This window comes from Pseudomonas sp. FP597, assembly GCF_030687435.1.
GTDB lineage: Bacteria > Pseudomonadota > Gammaproteobacteria > Pseudomonadales > Pseudomonadaceae > Aquipseudomonas > Aquipseudomonas lactucae.
Map to the genome: position 1 here is coordinate 4,582,007 of NZ_CP117432.1, position 18,811 is coordinate 4,600,817.

21 protein-coding genes are annotated in these 18,811 nt (G+C 61.5%); all 21 read right to left on the bottom strand.

Annotated elements, in window-relative coordinates; all coding sequences use genetic code 11:
- Positions 1-2 precede the first annotated feature (2 nt).
- A complete protein-coding gene (locus PSH66_RS20840; protein WP_003175287.1) occupies positions 3-743 on the bottom strand; it encodes a flagellar motor protein in 741 nt (246 codons plus the stop codon).
- Positions 743-1,870 (bottom strand): chemotaxis response regulator protein-glutamate methylesterase, encoded by a 1,128-nt coding sequence (locus tag PSH66_RS20845; protein WP_003175288.1) that lies wholly within the window; start codon positions 1,868-1,870, stop codon positions 743-745. Before PSH66_RS20845 ends, PSH66_RS20840 begins: the two co-directional genes overlap by 1 nt.
- Before the next feature lie 48 nt (positions 1,871-1,918).
- Positions 1,919-4,150 carry a chemotaxis protein CheA gene (locus tag PSH66_RS20850; RefSeq protein ID WP_305427583.1) on the bottom strand — a complete coding sequence of 744 codons (2,232 nt, stop codon included), beginning with the start codon at positions 4,148-4,150 and terminating at the stop codon, positions 1,919-1,921.
- 11 nt (positions 4,151-4,161) lie between these two features.
- A complete protein-coding gene (locus PSH66_RS20855; RefSeq protein WP_003175290.1) occupies positions 4,162-4,950 on the bottom strand; it encodes a protein phosphatase CheZ in 789 nt (262 codons plus the stop codon).
- Positions 4,951-4,968: 18 nt separating this feature from the next.
- Positions 4,969-5,343, bottom strand: coding sequence for a chemotaxis response regulator CheY (locus PSH66_RS20860; RefSeq protein WP_160385018.1), 375 nt, complete (start codon positions 5,341-5,343; stop codon positions 4,969-4,971).
- A gap of 168 nt (positions 5,344-5,511) precedes the next feature.
- Entirely contained in the window at positions 5,512-6,252 is a 741-nt protein-coding gene (gene fliA / locus PSH66_RS20865; RefSeq protein ID WP_003175292.1) for an RNA polymerase sigma factor FliA, read from the bottom strand.
- Positions 6,249-7,082: a flagellar synthesis regulator FleN gene (fleN, locus tag PSH66_RS20870; protein WP_003192912.1), complete on the bottom strand. Its 834-nt coding sequence runs from the start codon at positions 7,080-7,082 to the stop codon at positions 6,249-6,251. The genes fliA and fleN overlap by 4 nt, the downstream gene beginning before the upstream one ends.
- A 104-nt stretch (positions 7,083-7,186) precedes the next feature.
- Complete coding sequence (gene flhF, locus PSH66_RS20875) at positions 7,187-8,503, bottom strand: flagellar biosynthesis protein FlhF (protein ID WP_141063600.1); 1,317 nt, start codon at positions 8,501-8,503, stop codon at positions 7,187-7,189.
- A gap of 12 nt (positions 8,504-8,515) precedes the next feature.
- The gene (gene flhA, locus PSH66_RS20880) at positions 8,516-10,630 is read right to left on the bottom strand and encodes a flagellar biosynthesis protein FlhA (RefSeq protein ID WP_370694860.1); all 2,115 of its coding nucleotides are present in this window, start codon (positions 10,628-10,630) and stop codon (positions 8,516-8,518) included.
- 300 nt (positions 10,631-10,930) lie between these two features.
- On the bottom strand, positions 10,931-11,134 hold the full coding sequence (locus tag PSH66_RS20885) for a cold-shock protein (RefSeq protein ID WP_003175296.1): 204 nt from the start codon (positions 11,132-11,134) through the stop codon (positions 10,931-10,933).
- 31 nt (positions 11,135-11,165) lie between these two features.
- On the bottom strand, positions 11,166-11,375 hold the full coding sequence (locus tag PSH66_RS20890; RefSeq protein ID WP_080547113.1) for a hypothetical protein: 210 nt from the start codon (positions 11,373-11,375) through the stop codon (positions 11,166-11,168).
- Positions 11,376-11,516: 141 nt separating this feature from the next.
- A complete protein-coding gene (gene flhB / locus PSH66_RS20895; RefSeq protein ID WP_003175298.1) occupies positions 11,517-12,653 on the bottom strand; it encodes a flagellar biosynthesis protein FlhB in 1,137 nt (378 codons plus the stop codon).
- Positions 12,654-12,656: 3 nt separating this feature from the next.
- Entirely contained in the window at positions 12,657-13,442 is a 786-nt protein-coding gene (gene fliR / locus PSH66_RS20900; protein WP_003175299.1) for a flagellar biosynthetic protein FliR, read from the bottom strand.
- 4 nt (positions 13,443-13,446) lie between these two features.
- Positions 13,447-13,716: a flagellar biosynthesis protein FliQ gene (gene fliQ, locus PSH66_RS20905; RefSeq protein WP_003175300.1), complete on the bottom strand. Its 270-nt coding sequence runs from the start codon at positions 13,714-13,716 to the stop codon at positions 13,447-13,449.
- 4 nt (positions 13,717-13,720) lie between these two features.
- Complete coding sequence (gene fliP, locus PSH66_RS20910; RefSeq protein ID WP_003175301.1) at positions 13,721-14,464, bottom strand: flagellar type III secretion system pore protein FliP; 744 nt, start codon at positions 14,462-14,464, stop codon at positions 13,721-13,723.
- On the bottom strand, positions 14,464-14,898 hold the full coding sequence (gene fliO / locus PSH66_RS20915; RefSeq protein ID WP_003175302.1) for a flagellar biosynthetic protein FliO: 435 nt from the start codon (positions 14,896-14,898) through the stop codon (positions 14,464-14,466). Before fliO ends, fliP begins: the two co-directional genes overlap by 1 nt.
- A gap of 1 nt (position 14,899) precedes the next feature.
- Positions 14,900-15,367 (bottom strand): flagellar motor switch protein FliN, encoded by a 468-nt coding sequence (gene fliN / locus PSH66_RS20920; RefSeq protein WP_003175303.1) that lies wholly within the window; start codon positions 15,365-15,367, stop codon positions 14,900-14,902.
- Between the two features lie 44 nt (positions 15,368-15,411).
- The gene (gene fliM / locus PSH66_RS20925; RefSeq protein ID WP_078734099.1) at positions 15,412-16,380 is read right to left on the bottom strand and encodes a flagellar motor switch protein FliM; all 969 of its coding nucleotides are present in this window, start codon (positions 16,378-16,380) and stop codon (positions 15,412-15,414) included.
- Positions 16,381-16,389: 9 nt separating this feature from the next.
- Positions 16,390-16,896, bottom strand: coding sequence for a flagellar basal body-associated protein FliL (gene fliL, locus PSH66_RS20930; protein ID WP_003175305.1), 507 nt, complete (start codon positions 16,894-16,896; stop codon positions 16,390-16,392).
- A 136-nt stretch (positions 16,897-17,032) separates the two neighbouring features.
- Positions 17,033-18,373, bottom strand: coding sequence for a flagellar hook-length control protein FliK (locus PSH66_RS20935; RefSeq protein WP_305427584.1), 1,341 nt, complete (start codon positions 18,371-18,373; stop codon positions 17,033-17,035).
- An 87-nt stretch (positions 18,374-18,460) separates the two neighbouring features.
- The gene (locus tag PSH66_RS20940) at positions 18,461-18,808 is read right to left on the bottom strand and encodes an Hpt domain-containing protein (protein ID WP_003175307.1); all 348 of its coding nucleotides are present in this window, start codon (positions 18,806-18,808) and stop codon (positions 18,461-18,463) included.
- Positions 18,809-18,811 lie beyond the last annotated feature (3 nt).

Genomic DNA, 18,811 nt, shown 5'->3' on the forward strand with positions numbered 1-18,811 from the left:
CATCAATCCATGAAGCCCTGGAGCTTCAATTCAATGGAACGCGGGTTCTCGCCCTCGGCAATCGACAGGATGCCTTCGAGCAACATTTCACGGTAACGGGACTGGCGCATGGCAATCGACTTGAGCTTGCTCGCCACCGGCAGCAGCACCAGGTTGGCACTGGCCACACCGTAGATGGTGGCGACAAATGCCACGGCAATCCCGCTGCCCAGTTGCGAAGGGTCAGCGAGGTTGCCCATCACGTGGATCAGGCCCATCACCGCACCGATGATGCCAATGGTCGGCGCGTAGCCGCCCATGCTTTCAAAGACTTTGGCGGCGTTGATGTCACGGCTTTCCTGGGTGTAGAAATCCACCTCGAGGATGCTGCGGATCGCTTCCGGCTCGGCGCCGTCCACCAGCAACTGCAAGCCTTTGCGCGAATAACTGTCGGGCTCGGCATCGGCCACGCCTTCGAGGCCCAGCAGGCCTTCCTTGCGGGCGGTGAGGCTCCAGTTGACCACGCGGTCGATGCCACCGGGCAGGTCGACACGCGGCGGGAAGATGATCCAGATCATGATCTGCATCGCACGCTTGAACGAACTCATCGGCGACTGCAACAACGCGGCGCCCACGGTGCCGCCGATCACGATCAGCGCCGCCGGACCGTTGGCCAACGCACCGAGGTGGCCGCCTTCGAGGTAATTGCCGCCAATGATCGCGACAAATGCCATGGTAATGCCGATCAGGCTCAACACGTCCATCAGAGGCAGGCCTCCACCAGGTGCTTGCCGATATCGTCCAAACTGTAGACGGCGTCGGCCAGGTCAGCCTTGACGATGGCCATGGGCATGCCATAGATCACGCAGCTGGCTTCGTCCTGGGCCCAGATCGCGCTGCCGCCCTGCTTAAGCAGGCGCGCACCTTCGCGGCCGTCGGCGCCCATGCCGGTGAGTACCACCGCCAGAACTTTGTCGCCGTAGGATTTGGCCGCCGAACCGAACGTGATGTCCACGCACGGTTTGTAGTTGAGACGCTCATCGCCCGGCAGGATTTTGATCGCGCCACGGCCGTCGACCATCATCTGCTTGCCACCCGGCGCCAGCAGCGCCAGGCCAGGACGCAGGATGTCGCCATCCTCGGCTTCCTTGACGCTGATGCGGCACAGCTTGTCCAGGCGCTCGGCGAAGGCTTTGGTGAACGCGGCGGGCATGTGCTGGATCAATACGATCGGTGCCGGGAAGTTGGCCGGCAGCTGGGTCAACACCCGCTGCAAGGCGACCGGGCCACCGGTGGAGGTGCCGATGGCGACCAGCTTGTAGGCTTTGCGCTTGGGTGCCGGCGAATGCGCGGTTGCCGGCGCCGAGGCCCGTACCGGTGGCGGCGCGGGTCGTGCAAGCGGCGCGGGTGCCGGGCGCCCGAACGAGGAACCGGTGGGCGCGGCCGGTGCCGCCACCGGAGCAGGCGTCGGCGCACTGAACAGGCTGCGACGGTTACTGCGCGAGATGCTGTGGACTTTCTCGCACAGCATCTGCTTGACCTTCTCGGGGTTGCGCGAGATGTCTTCGAAATTCTTCGGCAAAAAGTCCACCGCACCGGCATCCAGCGCGTCGAGGGTCACTCGGGCGCCTTCATGGGTCAGCGAGGAGAACATCAATACCGGGGTCGGGCAGCGTTGCATGATGTGCCGGACTGCCGTGATGCCATCCATCATCGGCATCTCGTAGTCCATGGTGATCACGTCCGGCTTCAGCGCAATGGCTTGATCAATCGCCTCTTTGCCGTTGGTGGCCGTGCCGACCACCTGGATGCTTGGATCGGCGGAAAGAATTTCCGAGACGCGGCGGCGGAAGAAACCCGAATCGTCCACCACCAGGACCTTGACTGCCATAAACACTCCGTTAGGTGGGGCGAGCGAGACCGCCCTGCCCCACCAGAATCAAATACGCCGAGCGGCGTAACGCTTGAGCATGCTCGGAACATCGAGAATCAGCGCGATCCGACCGTCACCGGTGATGGTCGCACCCGACATGCCCGGGGTTCCCTGCAGCATTTTGCCCAAAGGCTTGATGACCACTTCTTCCTGACCCACCAGTTGATCGACGACAAAGCCGATACGCTGGGTGCCCACGGACAGAATCACCACATGACCTTCGTGCTGCTCCTCGTGAGCCGCCGATGCCACCAGCCAGCGCTTGAGGTAAAACAGCGGCAACGCCTTGTCGCGCACGATCACCACTTCCTGGCCGTCCACCACGTTGGTGCGCGACAGATCGAGGTGGAAGATCTCGTTGACGTTGACCAGCGGGAAGGCGAACGCCTGGTTGCCCAGCATCACCATCAGGGTCGGCATGATCGCCAGGGTCAACGGCACCTTGATGACGATCTTCGAGCCCTGGCCCTTGGTCGAGTAGATATTGATCGAGCCGTTGAGCTGGCTGATCTTGGTCTTCACCACGTCCATGCCGACGCCACGGCCCGACACATCGGAAATCTCGGTCTTGGTCGAGAAGCCCGGGGCGAAGATCAGGTTGTAGCACTCGGTGTCGGTCAGGCGGTCGGCGGCGTCCTTGTCCATCACGCCACGCTTGACCGCGATGTTGCGCAATATCGTCGGGTCCATGCCCTTGCCGTCATCGGTGATCGACAGCAGGATATGGTCGCCTTCCTGCTCCGCCGCCAGAATCACCTTGCCGCCACGGGACTTGCCCGAGGCTTCGCGTTCTTCCGGCGTTTCGACGCCGTGGTCGACCGCGTTGCGCACCAAGTGGACCAGCGGGTCGGCCAGGGCCTCGACAAGGTTTTTGTCGAGGTCGGTTTCTTCACCCACCAGTTCCAGGTTGATCTCTTTCTTCAGCTGGCGCGCCAGGTCACGGACCAGGCGCGGGAAGCGGCCGAAGACTTTCTTGATCGGCTGCATCCGCGTTTTCATCACCGCGGTTTGCAGGTCGGCGGTGACCACATCGAGGTTCGACACCGCCTTTTGCATGGCCTCATCGCCACTGCTCAGGCCCAGGCGCACCAGGCGGTTACGCACCAGCACCAGTTCGCCGACCATGTTCATGATGTCGTCCAGGCGCGCGGTATCGACGCGCACGGTGGTTTCGGCTTCACTGGCGGGTTTGTCCGCAGGCGGTGCCGCGGCGGCGGCACGTGCTGGGGCTGGGGCCGGCGTTGGGGCCGCTGCCGGAGCAGGAGCCGGTTTGGCGGCTGGAGCGGCGGCTTTGGCCGGCGCGGCGGCTTTGGCGACAACCGGTGCGGGCGCAGCGACGGCTGCCGTCGAGACGGCTTCGCTGAACTTGCCCTTGCCGTGCAAATCGTCGAGCAGGGCTTCGAATTCGTGATCGGTGATCAAGCCATCAGCGGCGGGCGCAGCGCTGGCTGCAGGCGCGGCGGCGGTGGCGGTGGCAGCGACTGCCGGCAAGGCGTCGGCGGCAAACGTGCCTTTGCCATGCAGTTGGTCGAGCAACGCTTCGAATTCGTCGTCGGTGATGTCGGTGCTGACAGGCGCGGCCGGTGCAGCCGGTGCAGAAGCGGCAGGCGCGACCGCATCGGCAGCGAACTGGCCCTTGCCATGCAACTGGTCGAGCAGCGACTCGAATTCCGCGTCGGTAATGTCTTCGCTGGTCGGCGCCGCTGCCGGGGCCACAGTGGCCGGCGCTTCGGCTTCGGCCTTGACGGCACTGAGCGAGTCGAGCAGCTGTTCGAACTCAGTGTCCGTCACATCGGGCTCAGGCTCCGGTTCAGGCTCCGCTTCGACCACCGGCGCCGCCGAGGTGTCCGCAGGCTCCGCATAGCGCGCCAGGGCGGCCAACAGTTCCGGCGTGGCTGCGGTGATCGGGGCACGTTCACGCACTTGGCTGAACATGCCGTTGACCGCATCCAGTGCTTCGAGAATCACGTCCATCAACTCCGAATCAACGTGACGCTCACCCTTGCGCAGGATGTCGAAAACGTTCTCGGCGATGTGGCAGCACTCCACCAGCTCATGGAGCTGGAGGAAGCCGGCGCCCCCTTTTACAGTGTGAAAACCGCGAAAAATTGCATTGAGCAGGTTCGCATCATCTGGGCGGCTTTCCAGCTCGACCAGTTGTTCGGACAGTTGCTCTAAAATTTCGCCGGCCTCTACAAGGAAATCCTGAAGGATCTCTTCATCGGCGCCGAAGCTCATGTGGGTGCTCCTTAGAAGCCTAAACTGGATAACAGGTCATCTACGTCATCCTGACCTGACACAACGTCTTCACGTTTATCGGCATGAATCTGCGGACCTTCACCCTTGGCGAGATGTTTTTGTGGATCTTTTTCCGAGAGGATCGCTTCGCGGTCATGTTCGATACCGGCAAAACGATCGACCTGGCCTGCCATAAGCACCAATTTGAGCAAGTTACTTTCCACTTCGGTGACCAATTGGGTCACGCGCTTGATCACCTGACCAGTGAGGTCCTGGTAATCCTGGGCCAGCAGAATGTCGTTGAGGTTGCTGGAAACCGTACGGTTTTCCTGCTCGCTGCGTGACAGGAACCCTTCGACCCGGCGGGCCAGTTCACGGAACTCTTCAGCGCCCACTTCGCGGCGCATGAAGCGGCCCCAGTCAACGCTCAGGGCCTGGGCTTCGGTGGCCATGCCGGTCACCAGCGGCGTGGCGTTTTCCACCAGGTCCATGGTGCGGTTGGCCGCCGCTTCAGTCAGCCTGACCACATAGGACAGACGCTCGGTGGCGTCGGTGATCTGTGAGATTTCTTCGGCCTGGGGCATGTGCGGGTCAATCTGGAAATTGACGATCGCGCTGTGCAGCTCGCGTGTGAGCTTGCCCACTTCCTGGTACAGGCCTCGGTCACGGGTCTGATTGAGCTCATGGATCAACTGCACCGCGTCACCGAACTGGCCTTTTTCAAGGCATTCGACCAACTGGTGAGCATGTTTTTTCAGGGTGGACTCAAAGTCTCCCTGTGACGTTTCGTTATGCTCCATAGCTCCCCCGCGATGGCATTAGCCGTGGATGCGTTCGAAGATTTTTTCGATCTTCTCTTTCAAGGCCTGTGCAGTGAATGGCTTGACCACGTAACCGTTGACCCCGGCCTGGGCGGCCTCGATGATCTGCTCACGCTTGGCTTCGGCGGTCACCATCAACACGGGAAGGCTGCGCAGTTTTTCGTCGGCGCGCACGTGGCGCAGCAGGTCGATACCGGTCATGCCCGGCATGTTCCAGTCGGTTACCAGAAAGTCGATGCTCCCGCTGTTGAGGATCGGAATCGCCGTCAGGCCGTCATCCGCCTCGACCGTGTTGGTGAACCCAAGGTCACGCAACAGGTTTTTTATGATCCGCCGCATCGTTGAGAAGTCATCAACGATGAGGATTTTCATGTTCTTGTCCAATTCGACCTCCAAGCAGTCTTAAACGCGCCCAGCACCTGGACGCGCCATTTCAATCAACAGGCATTACACAAATAGGACTGCCGGGGCCACCACGGGCCGAACCACGAAAATCAAACGCCCTCGCGGTATCGCTTTGCAGTGTCCCCACACTGCCTGTCAGCGCGCTCGCCACTCTCCCAAACGCCCCCGCAAACGGGCGGCGCATTGGCTGTGCAACTGGCTGACCCGCGATTCGCTGACACCCAGGACCTCACCGATTTCCTTGAGGTTCAGCTCTTCGTCGTAGTACAGCGCCAACACCAATCGCTCACGTTCCGGCAAATTGGCGATGGCGTCCGCCAACGCACCCTGGAAGCGTTGATCTTCCAGGTCGCGCGACGGCTCCATGTGTGCGCTCGCGCCGTCCTCGTGCAGCCCTTCGTGTTCGCCGTCCTGCAACAGGTCGTCGAAACTGAACAGGCGGCTGCCCAAGGTATCGTTCAAAATCCCGTAATAATCGTCGAGACTCAATTGGAGTTCGGCCGCAACTTCGTGATCTTTAGCGTCGCGACCGGTTTTTGCTTCAATTGCCCGAATTGCGTCACTGACCATGCGCGTATTGCGGTGAACCGAACGTGGCGCCCAATCCCCCTTGCGCACTTCATCGAGCATCGCGCCACGAATGCGGATACCCGCATACGTCTCGAAACTGGCGCCTTTGCTGGCATCGTATTTGGTCGACACTTCGAGCAGGCCGATCATGCCGGCCTGGATCAGGTCTTCGACCTGGACGCTGGCGGGCAGGCGTCCCAGCAGGTGATAGGCAATGCGTTTGACCAGCGGCGCATAGCGCTCGATCAACTCACCCTGGCTGTCACGGGCGGACTTCTTATAAGCGTTATAGCCGTTCGCTGTCATAGCACAGGTCCTGCGCTCGTCTGATGCACCAATCGTTCGACGAAAAACTCCAGATGCCCCCGAGGGTTGGCAGGCAAGGGCCAGGTATCGACCTTCTGGGCAATCGCCTTGAACGCCAAGGCGCACTTGGAACGAGGGAACGCTTCGTAGACTGCACGCTGCTTTTGCACAGCCTTGCGCACGCACTCGTCGTAGGGAACTGCACCAACGTATTGTAAGGCGACATCGAGAAAACGATCCGTGACCTTGGTCAACTTGGCGAACAGGTTGCGTCCTTCCTGCGGGCTCTGGGCCATGTTGGCCAGCACGCGGAAGCGGTTCATGCCGTAGTCACGGTTAAGCAGTTTGATCAGGGCGTAGGCGTCGGTGATCGAGGTGGGTTCATCGCAGACCACCAGCAGTACTTCCTGCGCCGCGCGCACGAAGCTGACCACGGACTCGCCGATCCCGGCGGCGGTGTCGATCACCAGCACGTCGAGGTTGTCGCCAATATCACTGAAGGCCTGGATCAGGCCGGCATGCTGTGCCGGGCTCAGGTGCACCATGCTCTGGGTGCCCGACGCGGCCGGCACGATGCGGATCCCGCCAGGGCCCTGCAGCAGCACATCGCGCAGCTCACAGCGCCCCTCGATCACATCGGCCAGGGTGTGTTTGGGCGTCAGCCCCAGCAGAACGTCGACGTTCGCCAGTCCCAGGTCAGCATCCAGCAGCATGACGCGACGGCCAAGCTCTGCAAGCGCCAGGGACAAATTCACTGACACGTTAGTTTTTCCGACGCCACCTTTGCCGCCGGTCACCGCGATCACCTGTACGGGATGCATGCTGCCCATTTTATTTCTTTACCTTGTCTTGCTTAGACGCAGGCTACATGGCTTGGCCGCGTGAATCGCTTGCAGACCATCGATGTAGATACATTTCACGGTGCTCATCGACTTCAACCGACCCGTTTTGCCGGGTGGTGGTAGAGATCGGCGAACATGTCGGCCATCGCTTCCTCGCTAGGCTCGTCTTGCATTTGTACGCTCACGGCACGGCTGACCAACTGATGACGGCGCGGCAGATGCAAATCATCCGGGATCCGCGGCCCATCGGTCAGGTAGGCAACCGGTAATTCATGGCTGATCGCCAGGCTCAACACTTCGCCCAGGCTGGCGGTTTCATCCAGTTTAGTCAGGATGCAGCCGGCCAGGCCGCAACGTTTGTAGCTGTGATACGCAGCGGTCAGAACCTGTTTCTGGCTGGTGGTTGCAAGCACCAGGTAATTTTTCGACTTGATGCCACGTCCAGCCAGGCTTTCCAGCTGCAGGCGCAACGCCGGGTCGCTGGCTTGCAGGCCGGCGGTGTCGATCAGCACCACGCGTTTGCGCAGCAGCGGATCGAGGGCATTGGCCAGGGATTGGCCCGGATCGACGTGGGTCACCGGCACGTTGAGGATACGGCCCAGGGTCTTGAGTTGCTCCTGGGCACCGATACGATAGCTGTCCATGCTCACCAGCGCGATGTTATGGGCGCCGTATTTGAGCACATAACGGGCGGCGAGCTTGGCCAGGGTGGTGGTCTTGCCCATGCCGGCCGGGCCGACCATGGCAATCACACCGCCCTCTTCCAGCGGCTCGATTTCCGGAGTGGCGATCATCCGCGCCAAGTGGGCCAGCAACATGCGCCAGGCCTGGCGGGGTTCTTCGATTTCGGTGGTCAGTGCCAGCAGGTCGCGGGACAGCGGGCCAGACAGGCCGATGCGTTGCAGGCGACGCCAGAGGTTGGCCTGTTGCGGCTTGCTGCCTTGCAACTGTGTCCAGGCCAGCGACCCCAGCTGGACTTCCAGCAGTTCGCGCAGGCCGTTGAGTTCAAAGCGCATCGAGTCGAACGCGCGCTGGTCGACGCCGGCGGCCGGGGCTGGCGCGGCAGGACGCGGTGGCTCGATGAAAGTCGGCTCGACCAGCGGCTCGGAGGCGGTCAACGGCAGCCCGGCGAACAATTGGCGATTGGTGGTGGCATCGCTGTCGCCACGCATGCTCAGCTCGGCCTGGGCCGAGACGATGCGCGAGGCGGTCTTGCGCAGCTCGTCTTCAAGCTCCATGTTCGGCACGCGCGGGGCCAGGGCCTGAGGGGTGTAATCCAGGGCAGCCGTCAGCTCGACACCGCCGGCAATGCGACGGTTACCGATAATCGCGGCGTCGGCGCCCAGCTCATCACGGACCAGTTTCATGGCCTGACGCATATCGGCGGCGAAAAAACGCTTCACTTGCATAACCCACTACCCTCAGCCGTTGGGCCCTACTGTCGCGACGATAGTCACTTGCTTGTTGTCAGGAATTTCCTGATAAGCCAAAACGTGCAAATTCGGTACTGCCAGGCGTCCAAACCGCGACAACATCGCTCGGACCGGGCCTGCCACCAGTAGAATCACCGGTTGGCCCTGCATTTCCTGGCGCTGGGCGGCGTCAATCAAAGAACGCTGCAGTTTTTCAGCCATGCTTGGCTCCAGCAGAACGCCCTCTTCCTGGCCTTGTCCCGCCTTCTGAATACTATTGAGCAAAATCTGTTCCAACCTGGGCTCCAGGGTGATCACAGGCAGCTCGGAGTCAAGCCCTACAATGCTTTGCACGATTGCGCGGGACAATCCGACACGCACCGCCGCCACCAGCGCGGCGGTATCTTGACTCTTGGCGGCGTTGTTGGCGATGGCCTCGGCAATGCTGCGAATGTCGCGCACCGGCACCTGTTCGGCCAGCAGCGCTTGCAGCACTTTGAGCAGTTGCGACAACGACAGCACGCCGGGCACCAGCTCTTCGGCAAGTTTTGGCGAGGCTTTGCCCAGCAAACCCATCAATTGCTGGACTTCTTCGTGGCCGATCAGCTCGTGGGAGTGCTTGTACAGAATCTGGTTGAGGTGCGTGGCGACCACGGTGCTGGCGTCTACCACGGTGTAGCCCAGGGACTGCGCCTGGCTGCGCTGGCTGATTTCGATCCACACCGCCTCCAGGCCAAAAGCCGGATCTTTGGCGGTAATGCCGTTGAGGCTGCCGAACACCTGGCCGGGGTTGATCGCCAGCTCGCGGTCCGGGTAGATCTCGGCTTCGGCCAGGATCACGCCCATCAGCGTCAGGCGGTAGGCGCTCGGCGCCAGGTCGAGGTTGTCGCGGATGTGCACGGTGGGCATCAAAAAGCCCAGGTCCTGGGACAGCTTCTTGCGCACGCCCTTGATCCGCGCGAGCAATTGGCCGCCCTGGTTGCGGTCCACCAGCGGAATCAGGCGGTAGCCGACTTCCAGGCCGATCATGTCGATGGGGGTCACATCGTCCCAGCCCAGCTCCTTGGTTTCCTGGGCGCGGGCCGGGGACGGCAGCAGCTCCTGCTGGCGCGCGACTTCCTGCAGGGCTTGGACCTTGACTGCGTTTTGCTTTTTCCAGAACAGGTAGGCACCACCCGCCGCCATGGCGGCCATGCTCAGGAATGACACGTGCGGCATGCCCGGCACGATACCCATGATCGCCATGATGCCTGCAGCCACGGCCAGGGCCTTGGGCGAGGCAAACATCTGCCGGCTGATCTGTTTGCCCATGTCCTCGGAGCCCGAGGCACGGGTGACCATGATTGCAGCCGCTGTGGATAACAACAGTGATGGCAATTGCGCCACTAAACCGTCACCGATGGTCAGCAAGGCGTAGACCTTGCCCGCATCGCCGAAGGTCATGCCGTGCTGGAAGATGCCCACGGCCATGCCGCCGATGAGGTTGATGAACAGAATCAGCAGGCCGGCGATGGCGTCACCGCGCACGAATTTGCTGGCGCCGTCCATGGAACCGTAGAACTCGGCTTCCTGGGCCACTTCCAGACGGCGGGATTTGGCCTGGTTCTGGTCGATCAGGCCGGCGTTGAGGTCGGCGTCGATAGCCATCTGCTTGCCGGGCATGGCGTCGAGGGTAAACCGCGCGCTCACCTCGGAAATTCGCCCGGCGCCTTTGGTCACCACCACGAAGTTGATGATCATCAGGATCGCGAACACCACGATACCCACCACGTAGTTACCGCCGATCACCACCTCACCGAAGGCCTGGATCACCTTGCCGGCGGCAGCGTGACCGTCCTGGCCGTGGAGCATCACCACGCGGGTAGAGGCCACGTTCAAGGCCAGGCGCAACAGGGTCGCCACCAGCAAAATCGTCGGGAACACCGCGAAATCCAGCGGCCGCAGGGCGTATACGCAGACCAGCAACACCACCACGGACAGGGCGATGTTGAAGGTGAAGAACACGTCGAGCAGGAACGGCGGCATCGGCAACATCATCATTGCCAGCATCACCAGCAACAACAACGGCACACCCAGATTACCCCGCGAGAGGTCAGTCAGGGTCGTACGGGCCGTGCCGAGCATTTGAGAGCGATCCACCACCGGTATTCCTCGTAACGTAAAGCAAACTTTTGACGCCGGGAGGCGTCCTGGTGGGGGTAGTGCAAGAAGCCTTCCAACTTTGGTTTCGGGTTTGGTTAACCTCACAAGCGACCGTGTCTAAGGCCATATACCGATCCAAATGTAGGAGGGGGCTTGCTCCCGATATAGGTGAGTCAGGCCATGAATCTGCTGCCTGACACACTGCTATCGGGAGCAAGCCCCCTCCCACAGTTGGATTTTTTTGCGTGCAGCGCTACCGGCGAACGATCAATCAATGAGTCTTCACACCACTCGCACGCTCGTAGCCTGAGGTCCTTTTTGTCCTTGTTCGATTTCGAACTCAACCTTCTGGTTTTCTTCGAGCGTCTTGAACCCGTCACTCTGGATCGCGGAAAAGTGAACAAAGACGTCAGCTCCGCCCCCATCCTGAGTAATAAACCCAAAGCCCTTTTCCGCGTTGAACCACTTCACCGTACCCGTAGCCATTGCCGTTCTCCGTACTTTTCATTGAGCTTATTCAGGTGTTTGGCAATGCACCGATGCGCAACGCATAAACACCTTCGCGTCCATGTCTCATTTGAAACGTCATCCGCCTTCCCACCCAAAGCGTGGTCCCAATCCAGTTGCGTCGGTTAACCAGCACACGTTCTTCGCCGCCATCGAGCGCAATCAAACCCTCTCCCGTCGCCGGGTTATAGGACTCGATGACACCACTGCCCACTTCCAATACCCTTCTCCCCGCAGCTCGTAACCACCCACGGCCATAGAACCGTGAGAAGAGGTGGTTGGCTACTGTCAGAGTTGACAGGTAGACATCGATTGACGATAGGTGGTAACGGCAACCGTTAAAGGGAAGGCGGCATGCGGATTACGAATCGCGGCGCAATTCCGGCGGGATCGGCAAGTCCTTGAGCGGGTCGGGGCGCTTGCCTTTGCCGGCGCGGTATTGGCGGATCTGATAGACGTAGGCCAGTACCTGCGCCACGGCCAGGTACAGCCCGGCGGGGATTTCATGGTCGAGGTCGGTGGAATAGAAGATCGACCGCGCCAGTTCCGGCGACTCCAACAGCAGGATCTCGTTGGCCACGGCGATTTCGCGGATTTTCAAGGCAGTGAAGTCACTGCCCTTGGCCAGCAGCATCGGCGCGCCGCCCTTCTCCGGGTCGTACTTGAGGGCCACGGCATAGTGGGTCGGGTTGGTGATGACCACGTCGGCGTCGGGCACCGCCGCCATCATCTTGCGCTGGGACATTTCGCGCTGCAGCTGGCGGATGCGTTGCTTGACCTCGGGTCGGCCTTCCTGGTCCTTGTGCTCGTCACGCACTTCCTGCTTGGTCATCAGCAGTTTCTTGTGGCTTTCCCACAGCTGGATCGGTGCATCCACCGCCGCAATGATGATCAGCCCGGCCGACATCCACAGCGCGCTCCAGCCGACCACCTGCACGCTGTGGATGATCGCCGACTCCAGCGGTTCGTGGGCGATGCGCAGCAAATCATCGACGTCGGACGACAACACCGACAGCGCCACGAACAGAATCAGGATGAACTTGGCCAATGCCTTGAGCAGCTCCACCAGCGCCTTGGCGGAAAACATGCGCTTGAGCCCGGCGGCCGGGTTCATGCGGCTGAATTTGGGCGCCATGCTGCCGGCCGCGAACAGCCAGCCGCCGAGGGCGACCGGGCCGATCAGCGCGGCCAGCAGCAAGGTGATCAAGATCGGCTGCACCGCCAGCAGCGCGATTTTCCCCGAGTGCATCAGGTATTGCCCCATGGAGTCGGGGTTGAGCAACACTTCACGGGGCAGGCTGAAGTTATGTTTCATCAGCTCCAGCAGGTCCAGCGCCAGACCGCCACCGTAGATCAGCAGCGCGCCGGAGCCGGCCATCATGGTCGCGACGGTGTTGAGTTCCTTGGAGCGCGCAATCTCGCCCTTTTCCCTGGAGTCCTTCTTCCGTTTCTCCGTGGGGTCTTCTGTCTTGTCCTGACCACTTTCGCTCTCGGCCATGGCTCAGCGCGCCCGTGCCAGATCGCGTAAGAACTGCAAGGCGTCGGTGGCCAGCGGTTGATACTGATTGAGGATGTCAGCCATGCCGACCCAGAAAATCCACATGCCCAACACCAGGGTCAATGGGAAACCGATGGAGAAGATGTTCAGTTGCGGCGCGGCGCGGGTCATCACCCCGAATGCGATGTTGACCACCAGCAGCGCGGTGATCGCCGGCAATACCAGCAACAGAGAGGCGCCCAACACCCAGCCAAGGCGCCCGACGACTTCCCAGAAGTGATTGACCACCAGCCCCGAGCCCACCGGCAAGGTGGTAAAGCTTTCGGTCAGCACCTCGAACGCCACCAGATGGCCGTTCATGGCCAGGAACAGCAAGGTCACCAGCATGGTCAGAAATTGCCCGATCACCGCCGCAGAGACACCGTTGGTGGGGTCGACCATGGACGCAAAGCCCATGCCCATCTGGATCGAGATGATCTGCCCGGCAATCACGAATGCCTGGAAAAACAGCGACAGCGAAAACCCGAGCATGGCACCGATCAGCACCTGCTCGGCGATCAGCATCAACGCGCTCAAATCCAGCGCATTGACCGCCGGCATCGGCGGCAGCCCCGGCACGATCACTACGGTAATCGCCACCGCGAAATACAGGCGAATACGCCGTGGCACCAGGGTCGTGCCGAACACCGGCATGGCCATCAACATCGCCGTCACGCGGAACAACGGCAGGATGAAGGAGGCCACCCAGGTACTGATCTGGGTATCGGTCAACGCCAGCAGCGAGTTCATCGGATCAGCCGATCAACTGCGGAATACTGCCGTACAGCTGCAGGATGTATTCCATGAAGGTCTGTACCAGCCACGGGCCGGCGACGATCAGCGTCACCAGCATCACCAACAGGCGCGGCAGAAAGCTCAAGGTCTGTTCGTTGATCTGCGTCGCGGCCTGGAACATCGCCACCAGCAACCCCACCAACAGGCTCGGCACCACCAGCACCGCGACCATCATGGTGGTCAGCCACAGCGCTTCACGGAACAGGTCGACGGCGACTTCTGGCGTCATCGCGCTATACCCCGCCGAAACTGCTGGCCAGGGTGCCGATAATCAGCGCCCAGCCGTCCACCAGCACGAACAACATGATCTTGAACGGCAACGAGATGATCAGCGGCGACAGCATCATCATGCCCATGGCCATCAGCACGCTCGCCACCACCAGGTCGATGATCAGGAATGGGATAAAGATCATGAAGCCGATCTGGAAGGCGGTTTTCAGCTCGGAAGTGACAAACGCCGGCACCAGAATGGTCAGCGGCGCCTGGTCCGGGCTGGCGATGTCGGTACGCTTGGACAGGCGCATGAAGAGTTCGAGGTCGCTGGAGCGGGTCTGCGACAGCATGAAGTCCTTGATCGGCCCCTGGGCCTTGTCGATCGCGTCCTGGGCCGTCATTTTTTCCGCGAGGTACGGTTGCAGGGCTTGCTGGTTCACCTTGTCGAACACCGGCGCCATGATGAACATCGTCAGGAACAGCGCCATGCCGGTGAGGATCTGGTTCGACGGCGTCTGCTGCAGGCCCAGGGCCTGGCGCAGGATCGAGAACACGATGATGATCCGTGTGAAACTGGTCATCAGCATGACGAACGCCGGGATAAAACTCAGCGCCGTCATGATCAGCAGGATCTGCAGGCTGACCGAATATTCCTGGGCGCCGGCGGCGTTGGTGCCCAGCGTAATCGCCGGGATCGACAGCGGGTCGGCGCCAAAGGCCAACGGCGTGGCCAGCCACAGCATGAGCGTCAATAAAACACGCATCACTTCTTATCCTTCTGATCCTTGCCCAGCAACTCCATCAGGCGCTGAGCGAATTCCGGCGTGGCGGGCTGTGACTGGGTGGTTTGCACCGGGGTCTTGAGCACATGCAGCGGGGTGATGCGCCCAGGGGTGATACCCAGCAGGATCTGTTCCTCGCCCACCTGTACCAGCACCAGCCGATCACGCGGGCCAAGCGCGCGCGAGCCGACCAGCTCGATCACCTGGGCGTTGCCCGGGCCGATGCTCTGCACGCGGCGCATCAGCCAGGCCAGCACGAAAATCACACCGACCACCAGCAACAGGCCCAGCACCAACTGGGTCAACTGCCCGCCGACACTGCCGGTCACCGGCGCGGCGGCAGCCTGGGCCACCGGCTCGGCGGCCCAGGCGTGAACTGGCAGCGCGACCAACAGTCCCACCATCAGCCGTTTCATATCAGCGCAACTTCTTGATGCGTTCACTTGGGCTGATCACGTCGGTCAGGCGGATGCCGAACTTTTCGTTGACCACCACCACTTCGCCATGAGCGATCAGGGTGCCGTTGACCAGCACGTCCAACGGTTCACCGGCCAGGCGGTCCAGCTCGATCACCGAGCCCTGGTTGAGTTGCAGCAGGTTGCGGATATTGATATCGGTGCTGCCCACTTCCATGGAGATCGACACCGGGATATCGAGGATCACGTCCAGGTTCGGCCCGTCGAGGCTCACCGGCTCGTTGTTCTTCGGCACGCTGCCGAACTCTTCCATCTGCAGGCGGTTGCCGGCAGGCGCGGTGGCGGCGTCAGCGGCCAGCAGGGCATCGATATCGTCCTGGCCGACATCGCCGGTTTCTTCAAGGGCAGCCGCCCATTCGTCAGCCAGGGCCTGGTCTTCGGCGGAAGTGTTTTCGTGTTCGGTAGCCATTACATGTCCTCGGCGGAGCAAGCATTCATAAAATTAAGGGGTGATCAGCGACGATTGATCGGCTCGATCACTTGCAGCGCCAGGTTGCCCTTGTGGGAACCCAACTTGACCTTGAACGATGGCACGCCGTTGGCGCGCATGATCATTTCCTGCGGCAACTCGACGGGGATCACGTCCCCAGGCTGCATGTGCAAAATATCCCGCAGGCGCAACTGACGCCGGGCGACGGTGGCGCTCAGCGGTACGTCGACGTCCAGCAGGTCTTCGCGCAGGGCCTTGACCCAACGCTCGTCCTGGTCGTCCAGGTCGGACTGGAAACCGGCGTCGAGCATCTCGCGCACCGGCTCGATCATCGAGTACGGCATGGTCACGTGCAGGTCGCCGCCCCCGCCATCGAGTTCGATGTGGAAGGTGGACACCACAATGGCTTCGCTGGGGCCGACGATGTTGGCCATGGCCGGGTTCACTTCCGAGTTGATGTACTCGAAATTGACTTCCATGATCGCCTGCCAGGCTTCCTTCAAGTCGATGAAGGCTTGCTCCAGCACCATGCGCACCACGCGCAATTCGGTGGGCGTGAATTCACGGCCTTCGATCTTGGCGTGACGGCCATCACCGCCGAAGAAGTTGTCCACCAGTTTGAACACCAGCTTGGCGTCGAGGATGAACAGCGCAGTGCCGCGCAGTGGCTTGATCTTGACCAGGTTGAGGCTGGTGGGCACGTACAGCGAGTGCACGTACTCGCCGAACTTCATCACCTGCACACCGCCCACCGCTACGTCCGCCGAACGACGCAGCATGTTGAACATGCTGATGCGGGTGTAGCGGGCGAAACGCTCGTTGATCATCTCCAGGGTCGGCATGCGTCCACGGACGATGCGATCCTGGCTGGTGAGGTCATAACTTTTGACGCTGCCGGGGTCGGCAGCCATTTCGGTCTGTACCAGACCATCGTCGACACCATGCAACAGCGCGTCGATTTCATCCTGGGACAGCAGGTCTTGCACGGCCATGTCGTGGTCCTACTGCAATACGAAATTAGTGAAGAGCGCCTGCTCGATCACGACTTTGCCGAGCTCTTTCTGGGCCACTTCCTGCACGCTGGCAGTGACCTTCTGGCGCAGCATTTCCTGGCCCACCGGCGTGGCCAGGGTATCGAAGCTCTGTCCGGAGAACAGCATCACCAGGTTATTGCGGATCACCGGCATGTGCACTTTGAGCGCCTCCAGGTCCGCCTGGTTGCGTGCCAGCAGGGTGATGCTCACCTGCAGGTAGCGTTGACGACCGTTCTGGTTGAAGTTGGCAACAAAGGCCGGAAGCATGGGTTCGAAGATTGCCGGCTGCTTGGCGTTGGTGGCGGCTTCGGCGACGGGAGCCGGTTTGCTTGCACTGCTGTGCATGATGTACCAGGTGCCACCCACCGAGGCGCCGATGGCCAGGAGCAGGCCCACGACTATCATCAGGATAAGCTTGAGCTTGCCTTTGCCTTTCCCTGCGGGTGCTGTTGCTGCGTCTTCGCTCTTCGCCATGCCAATAATCCGTCACTATTCGGGGATTCGTAGATCTACGCAAAGGCAAGAGCAAGTGTTATGCCAGAGTTGTCTGGCAAGTAGGAGACAAAAGGAACGCCACCCCTCCCGCATTTTGTGCTGCGTTGGGCTCAGGTCAGGCGTAGTAGTCGACGGCGCTGGAGCCGATCACCGTCGAAGTCACGGGCGTCATTGTCTCGGCCACATCAATGTGGCCGCCGCTGTCGCCGTTATCGCCACCGCGCCCGCCACTGCCGCTCACGCCACGGGTCTGGGCCTGCTGTTGCTGCTGCTCCTGACCACGGGACTGGTCGGAGACGTTGACGTCCACCTGCCCCATGCCCTGCTGGGCGAACATTTCCCGCAGGCGGCCGGACTGGCTTTCCAGCGCTTCGCGCACCACCGGGTGCGCGCTCATGAAGTTGACCTGGGCCTGCTGATCGGCCGTCATGTTGACCTTGATGTCCAGGCGCCCGAGTTCTGCGGGCTGCAACTGGATCTCCGCCGACTTGAGGTTGGCGCTGGACAGGTACATCACCCGGTTGACGATTTCGTCGGTCCAACCGCTCTGGTGCATGGCCAGCGGTGCATTGGTCACCGGCGGCAAGGCATTCGCGGTTTTCGGCGTGGCCGCCTGGGTCAGTGCCGCCAGGCGATTGGCGAAGTCATCGACACGGGTGTCACTGTCGGCACGCTTCAAGTCCTTGAGGCCATCTTCGATCAGACCACCAAAGGCCTTGTCGCCACCGGTGTCGGTGCTGTCCTTGGTGGCTTGCTGGTCGACCATCGTGGCCAGGCCCGCGGCAAAGTTCTGCGCGGCGGTCGGCTGATCCTGGGTCGTCGGCGCGGCGGTTTTGGCGGGCGCCTGGCTGCTGGCCGATACATGCCCGCCCTGCTCCATCGCCAGGCGCACGACCGGCATGGCGTCCAGTGGGTCGGCTGCCGGGTCGAAGTCCGGCTTGACCTCTTCAGTCGCCGTGATCGGCGCAGCCGCCACCGGCTGCGCCTTGGCGTCGGTGACGGCTGCGGCCGGCACCGGGTTTTCCACCGGCACGGGCACGGCGACCGGGGTGACAGCGGCAATCAACGCCGGGTCAACCACCGGGTCAACCGGGGGCTGCTGCACCAGGGTCGGATCGACAGGTGCCTCGTCATCCTGGCCGGCACTGTCGTCGGACGTGGCCGGCGGCTTGGCAGGCAAGGTATTGCCGCTATCGGCAACCGCCGGCGTAGTGGCGGCAGGCGTATCGCGGCTGTCCACCGGCTTGGCGCCGGCATCGGCAGGCTTGTCACGGGTCGGCCTGGCTGCGTTATCGTCACCCTTTACGACGGGTTTCGAACCTTGGCTGGCGAACACTTGAGCGAAGCCAGGGCCCTTGTCCTGCGGGTCCGCGGCCACCACCGCAGGGGTGGCGACAGGCGCTTGAGGCTTGGCCGCGGGGGCAGCCTGGAGAAGCGAATTCGGGGCGACTGGCATAGGTAAAGGTCTCCACTGCATGGGGATCGGGGATGCAGTATCAAGAGGTAGAGCAAGAGTCGGGCCAGGTCGGTCAATGACCTTCAGTCACAGCTCGAATCGTTGCCGCTCATGCTCGTACAACGGCCGAACGATCGCGAATTCTTGATCGATCTCGTCCACCAACTCCCGCAGATCCACCTCGGCAGGCTCGGCGGAGCCGTCTTCAAGCTGTTGGCAAAGTTGCGCCAACCGCACGGCCCCCAGGTTGCCGCTGCTACCCTTGAAGCTATGCGCGATCTGCCCCAACACCTTTGCATCATCTCGCGCCTTGCGCAGCGCTTCGATGCGTTTCTGGGAATCATCAAGAAAGGTATCGAGCAACTTCGGATACCCGTCTTCCATGACTTCCTGCAAAACCGACAACACCTCAGGGTCCATATGAATCTCAGCCACTTG

Excerpts from the sequence above, each read along its gene's own strand:
- PSH66_RS20840 (WP_003175287.1), bottom strand. The coding sequence starts at position 743 with ATGGACGTGTTGAGCCTGATCGGCATTACCATGGCATTTGTCGCGATC.
- PSH66_RS20885 (WP_003175296.1), bottom strand. The coding sequence starts at position 11,134 with ATGGCTACGGGTACGGTGAAGTGGTTCAACGCGGAAAAGGGCTTTGGG.
- PSH66_RS20845 (WP_003175288.1), bottom strand. The coding sequence starts at position 1,870 with ATGGCAGTCAAGGTCCTGGTGGTGGACGATTCGGGTTTCTTCCGCCGC.
- PSH66_RS20850 (WP_305427583.1), bottom strand. The coding sequence starts at position 4,150 with ATGAGCTTCGGCGCCGATGAAGAGATCCTTCAGGATTTCCTTGTAGAG.
- fliR (WP_003175299.1), bottom strand. The coding sequence starts at position 13,442 with ATGAACTCGCTGCTGGCGTTGACCGATACCCAGATCAGTACCTGGGTG.
- fliP (WP_003175301.1), bottom strand. The coding sequence starts at position 14,464 with ATGCGTGTTTTATTGACGCTCATGCTGTGGCTGGCCACGCCGTTGGCC.
- flhF (WP_141063600.1), bottom strand. The coding sequence starts at position 8,503 with ATGCAAGTGAAGCGTTTTTTCGCCGCCGATATGCGTCAGGCCATGAAA.
- fliL (WP_003175305.1), bottom strand. The coding sequence starts at position 16,896 with ATGGCGAAGAGCGAAGACGCAGCAACAGCACCCGCAGGGAAAGGCAAA.
- PSH66_RS20860 (WP_160385018.1), bottom strand. The coding sequence starts at position 5,343 with ATGAAAATCCTCATCGTTGATGACTTCTCAACGATGCGGCGGATCATA.
- flhB (WP_003175298.1), bottom strand. The coding sequence starts at position 12,653 with ATGGCCGAGAGCGAAAGTGGTCAGGACAAGACAGAAGACCCCACGGAG.
- flhA (WP_370694860.1), bottom strand. The coding sequence starts at position 10,630 with ATGCTCGGCACGGCCCGTACGACCCTGACTGACCTCTCGCGGGGTAAT.
- fliA (WP_003175292.1), bottom strand. The coding sequence starts at position 6,252 with ATGACAGCGAACGGCTATAACGCTTATAAGAAGTCCGCCCGTGACAGC.
- fleN (WP_003192912.1), bottom strand. The coding sequence starts at position 7,082 with ATGGGCAGCATGCATCCCGTACAGGTGATCGCGGTGACCGGCGGCAAA.
- fliN (WP_003175303.1), bottom strand. The coding sequence starts at position 15,367 with ATGGCTACCGAACACGAAAACACTTCCGCCGAAGACCAGGCCCTGGCT.
- fliM (WP_078734099.1), bottom strand. The coding sequence starts at position 16,380 with ATGGCCGTGCAAGACCTGCTGTCCCAGGATGAAATCGACGCGCTGTTG.
- PSH66_RS20935 (WP_305427584.1), bottom strand. The coding sequence starts at position 18,373 with ATGCCAGTCGCCCCGAATTCGCTTCTCCAGGCTGCCCCCGCGGCCAAG.
- fliO (WP_003175302.1), bottom strand. The coding sequence starts at position 14,898 with ATGAAACGGCTGATGGTGGGACTGTTGGTCGCGCTGCCAGTTCACGCC.
- fliQ (WP_003175300.1), bottom strand. The coding sequence starts at position 13,716 with ATGACGCCAGAAGTCGCCGTCGACCTGTTCCGTGAAGCGCTGTGGCTG.
- PSH66_RS20855 (WP_003175290.1), bottom strand. The coding sequence starts at position 4,950 with ATGGAGCATAACGAAACGTCACAGGGAGACTTTGAGTCCACCCTGAAA.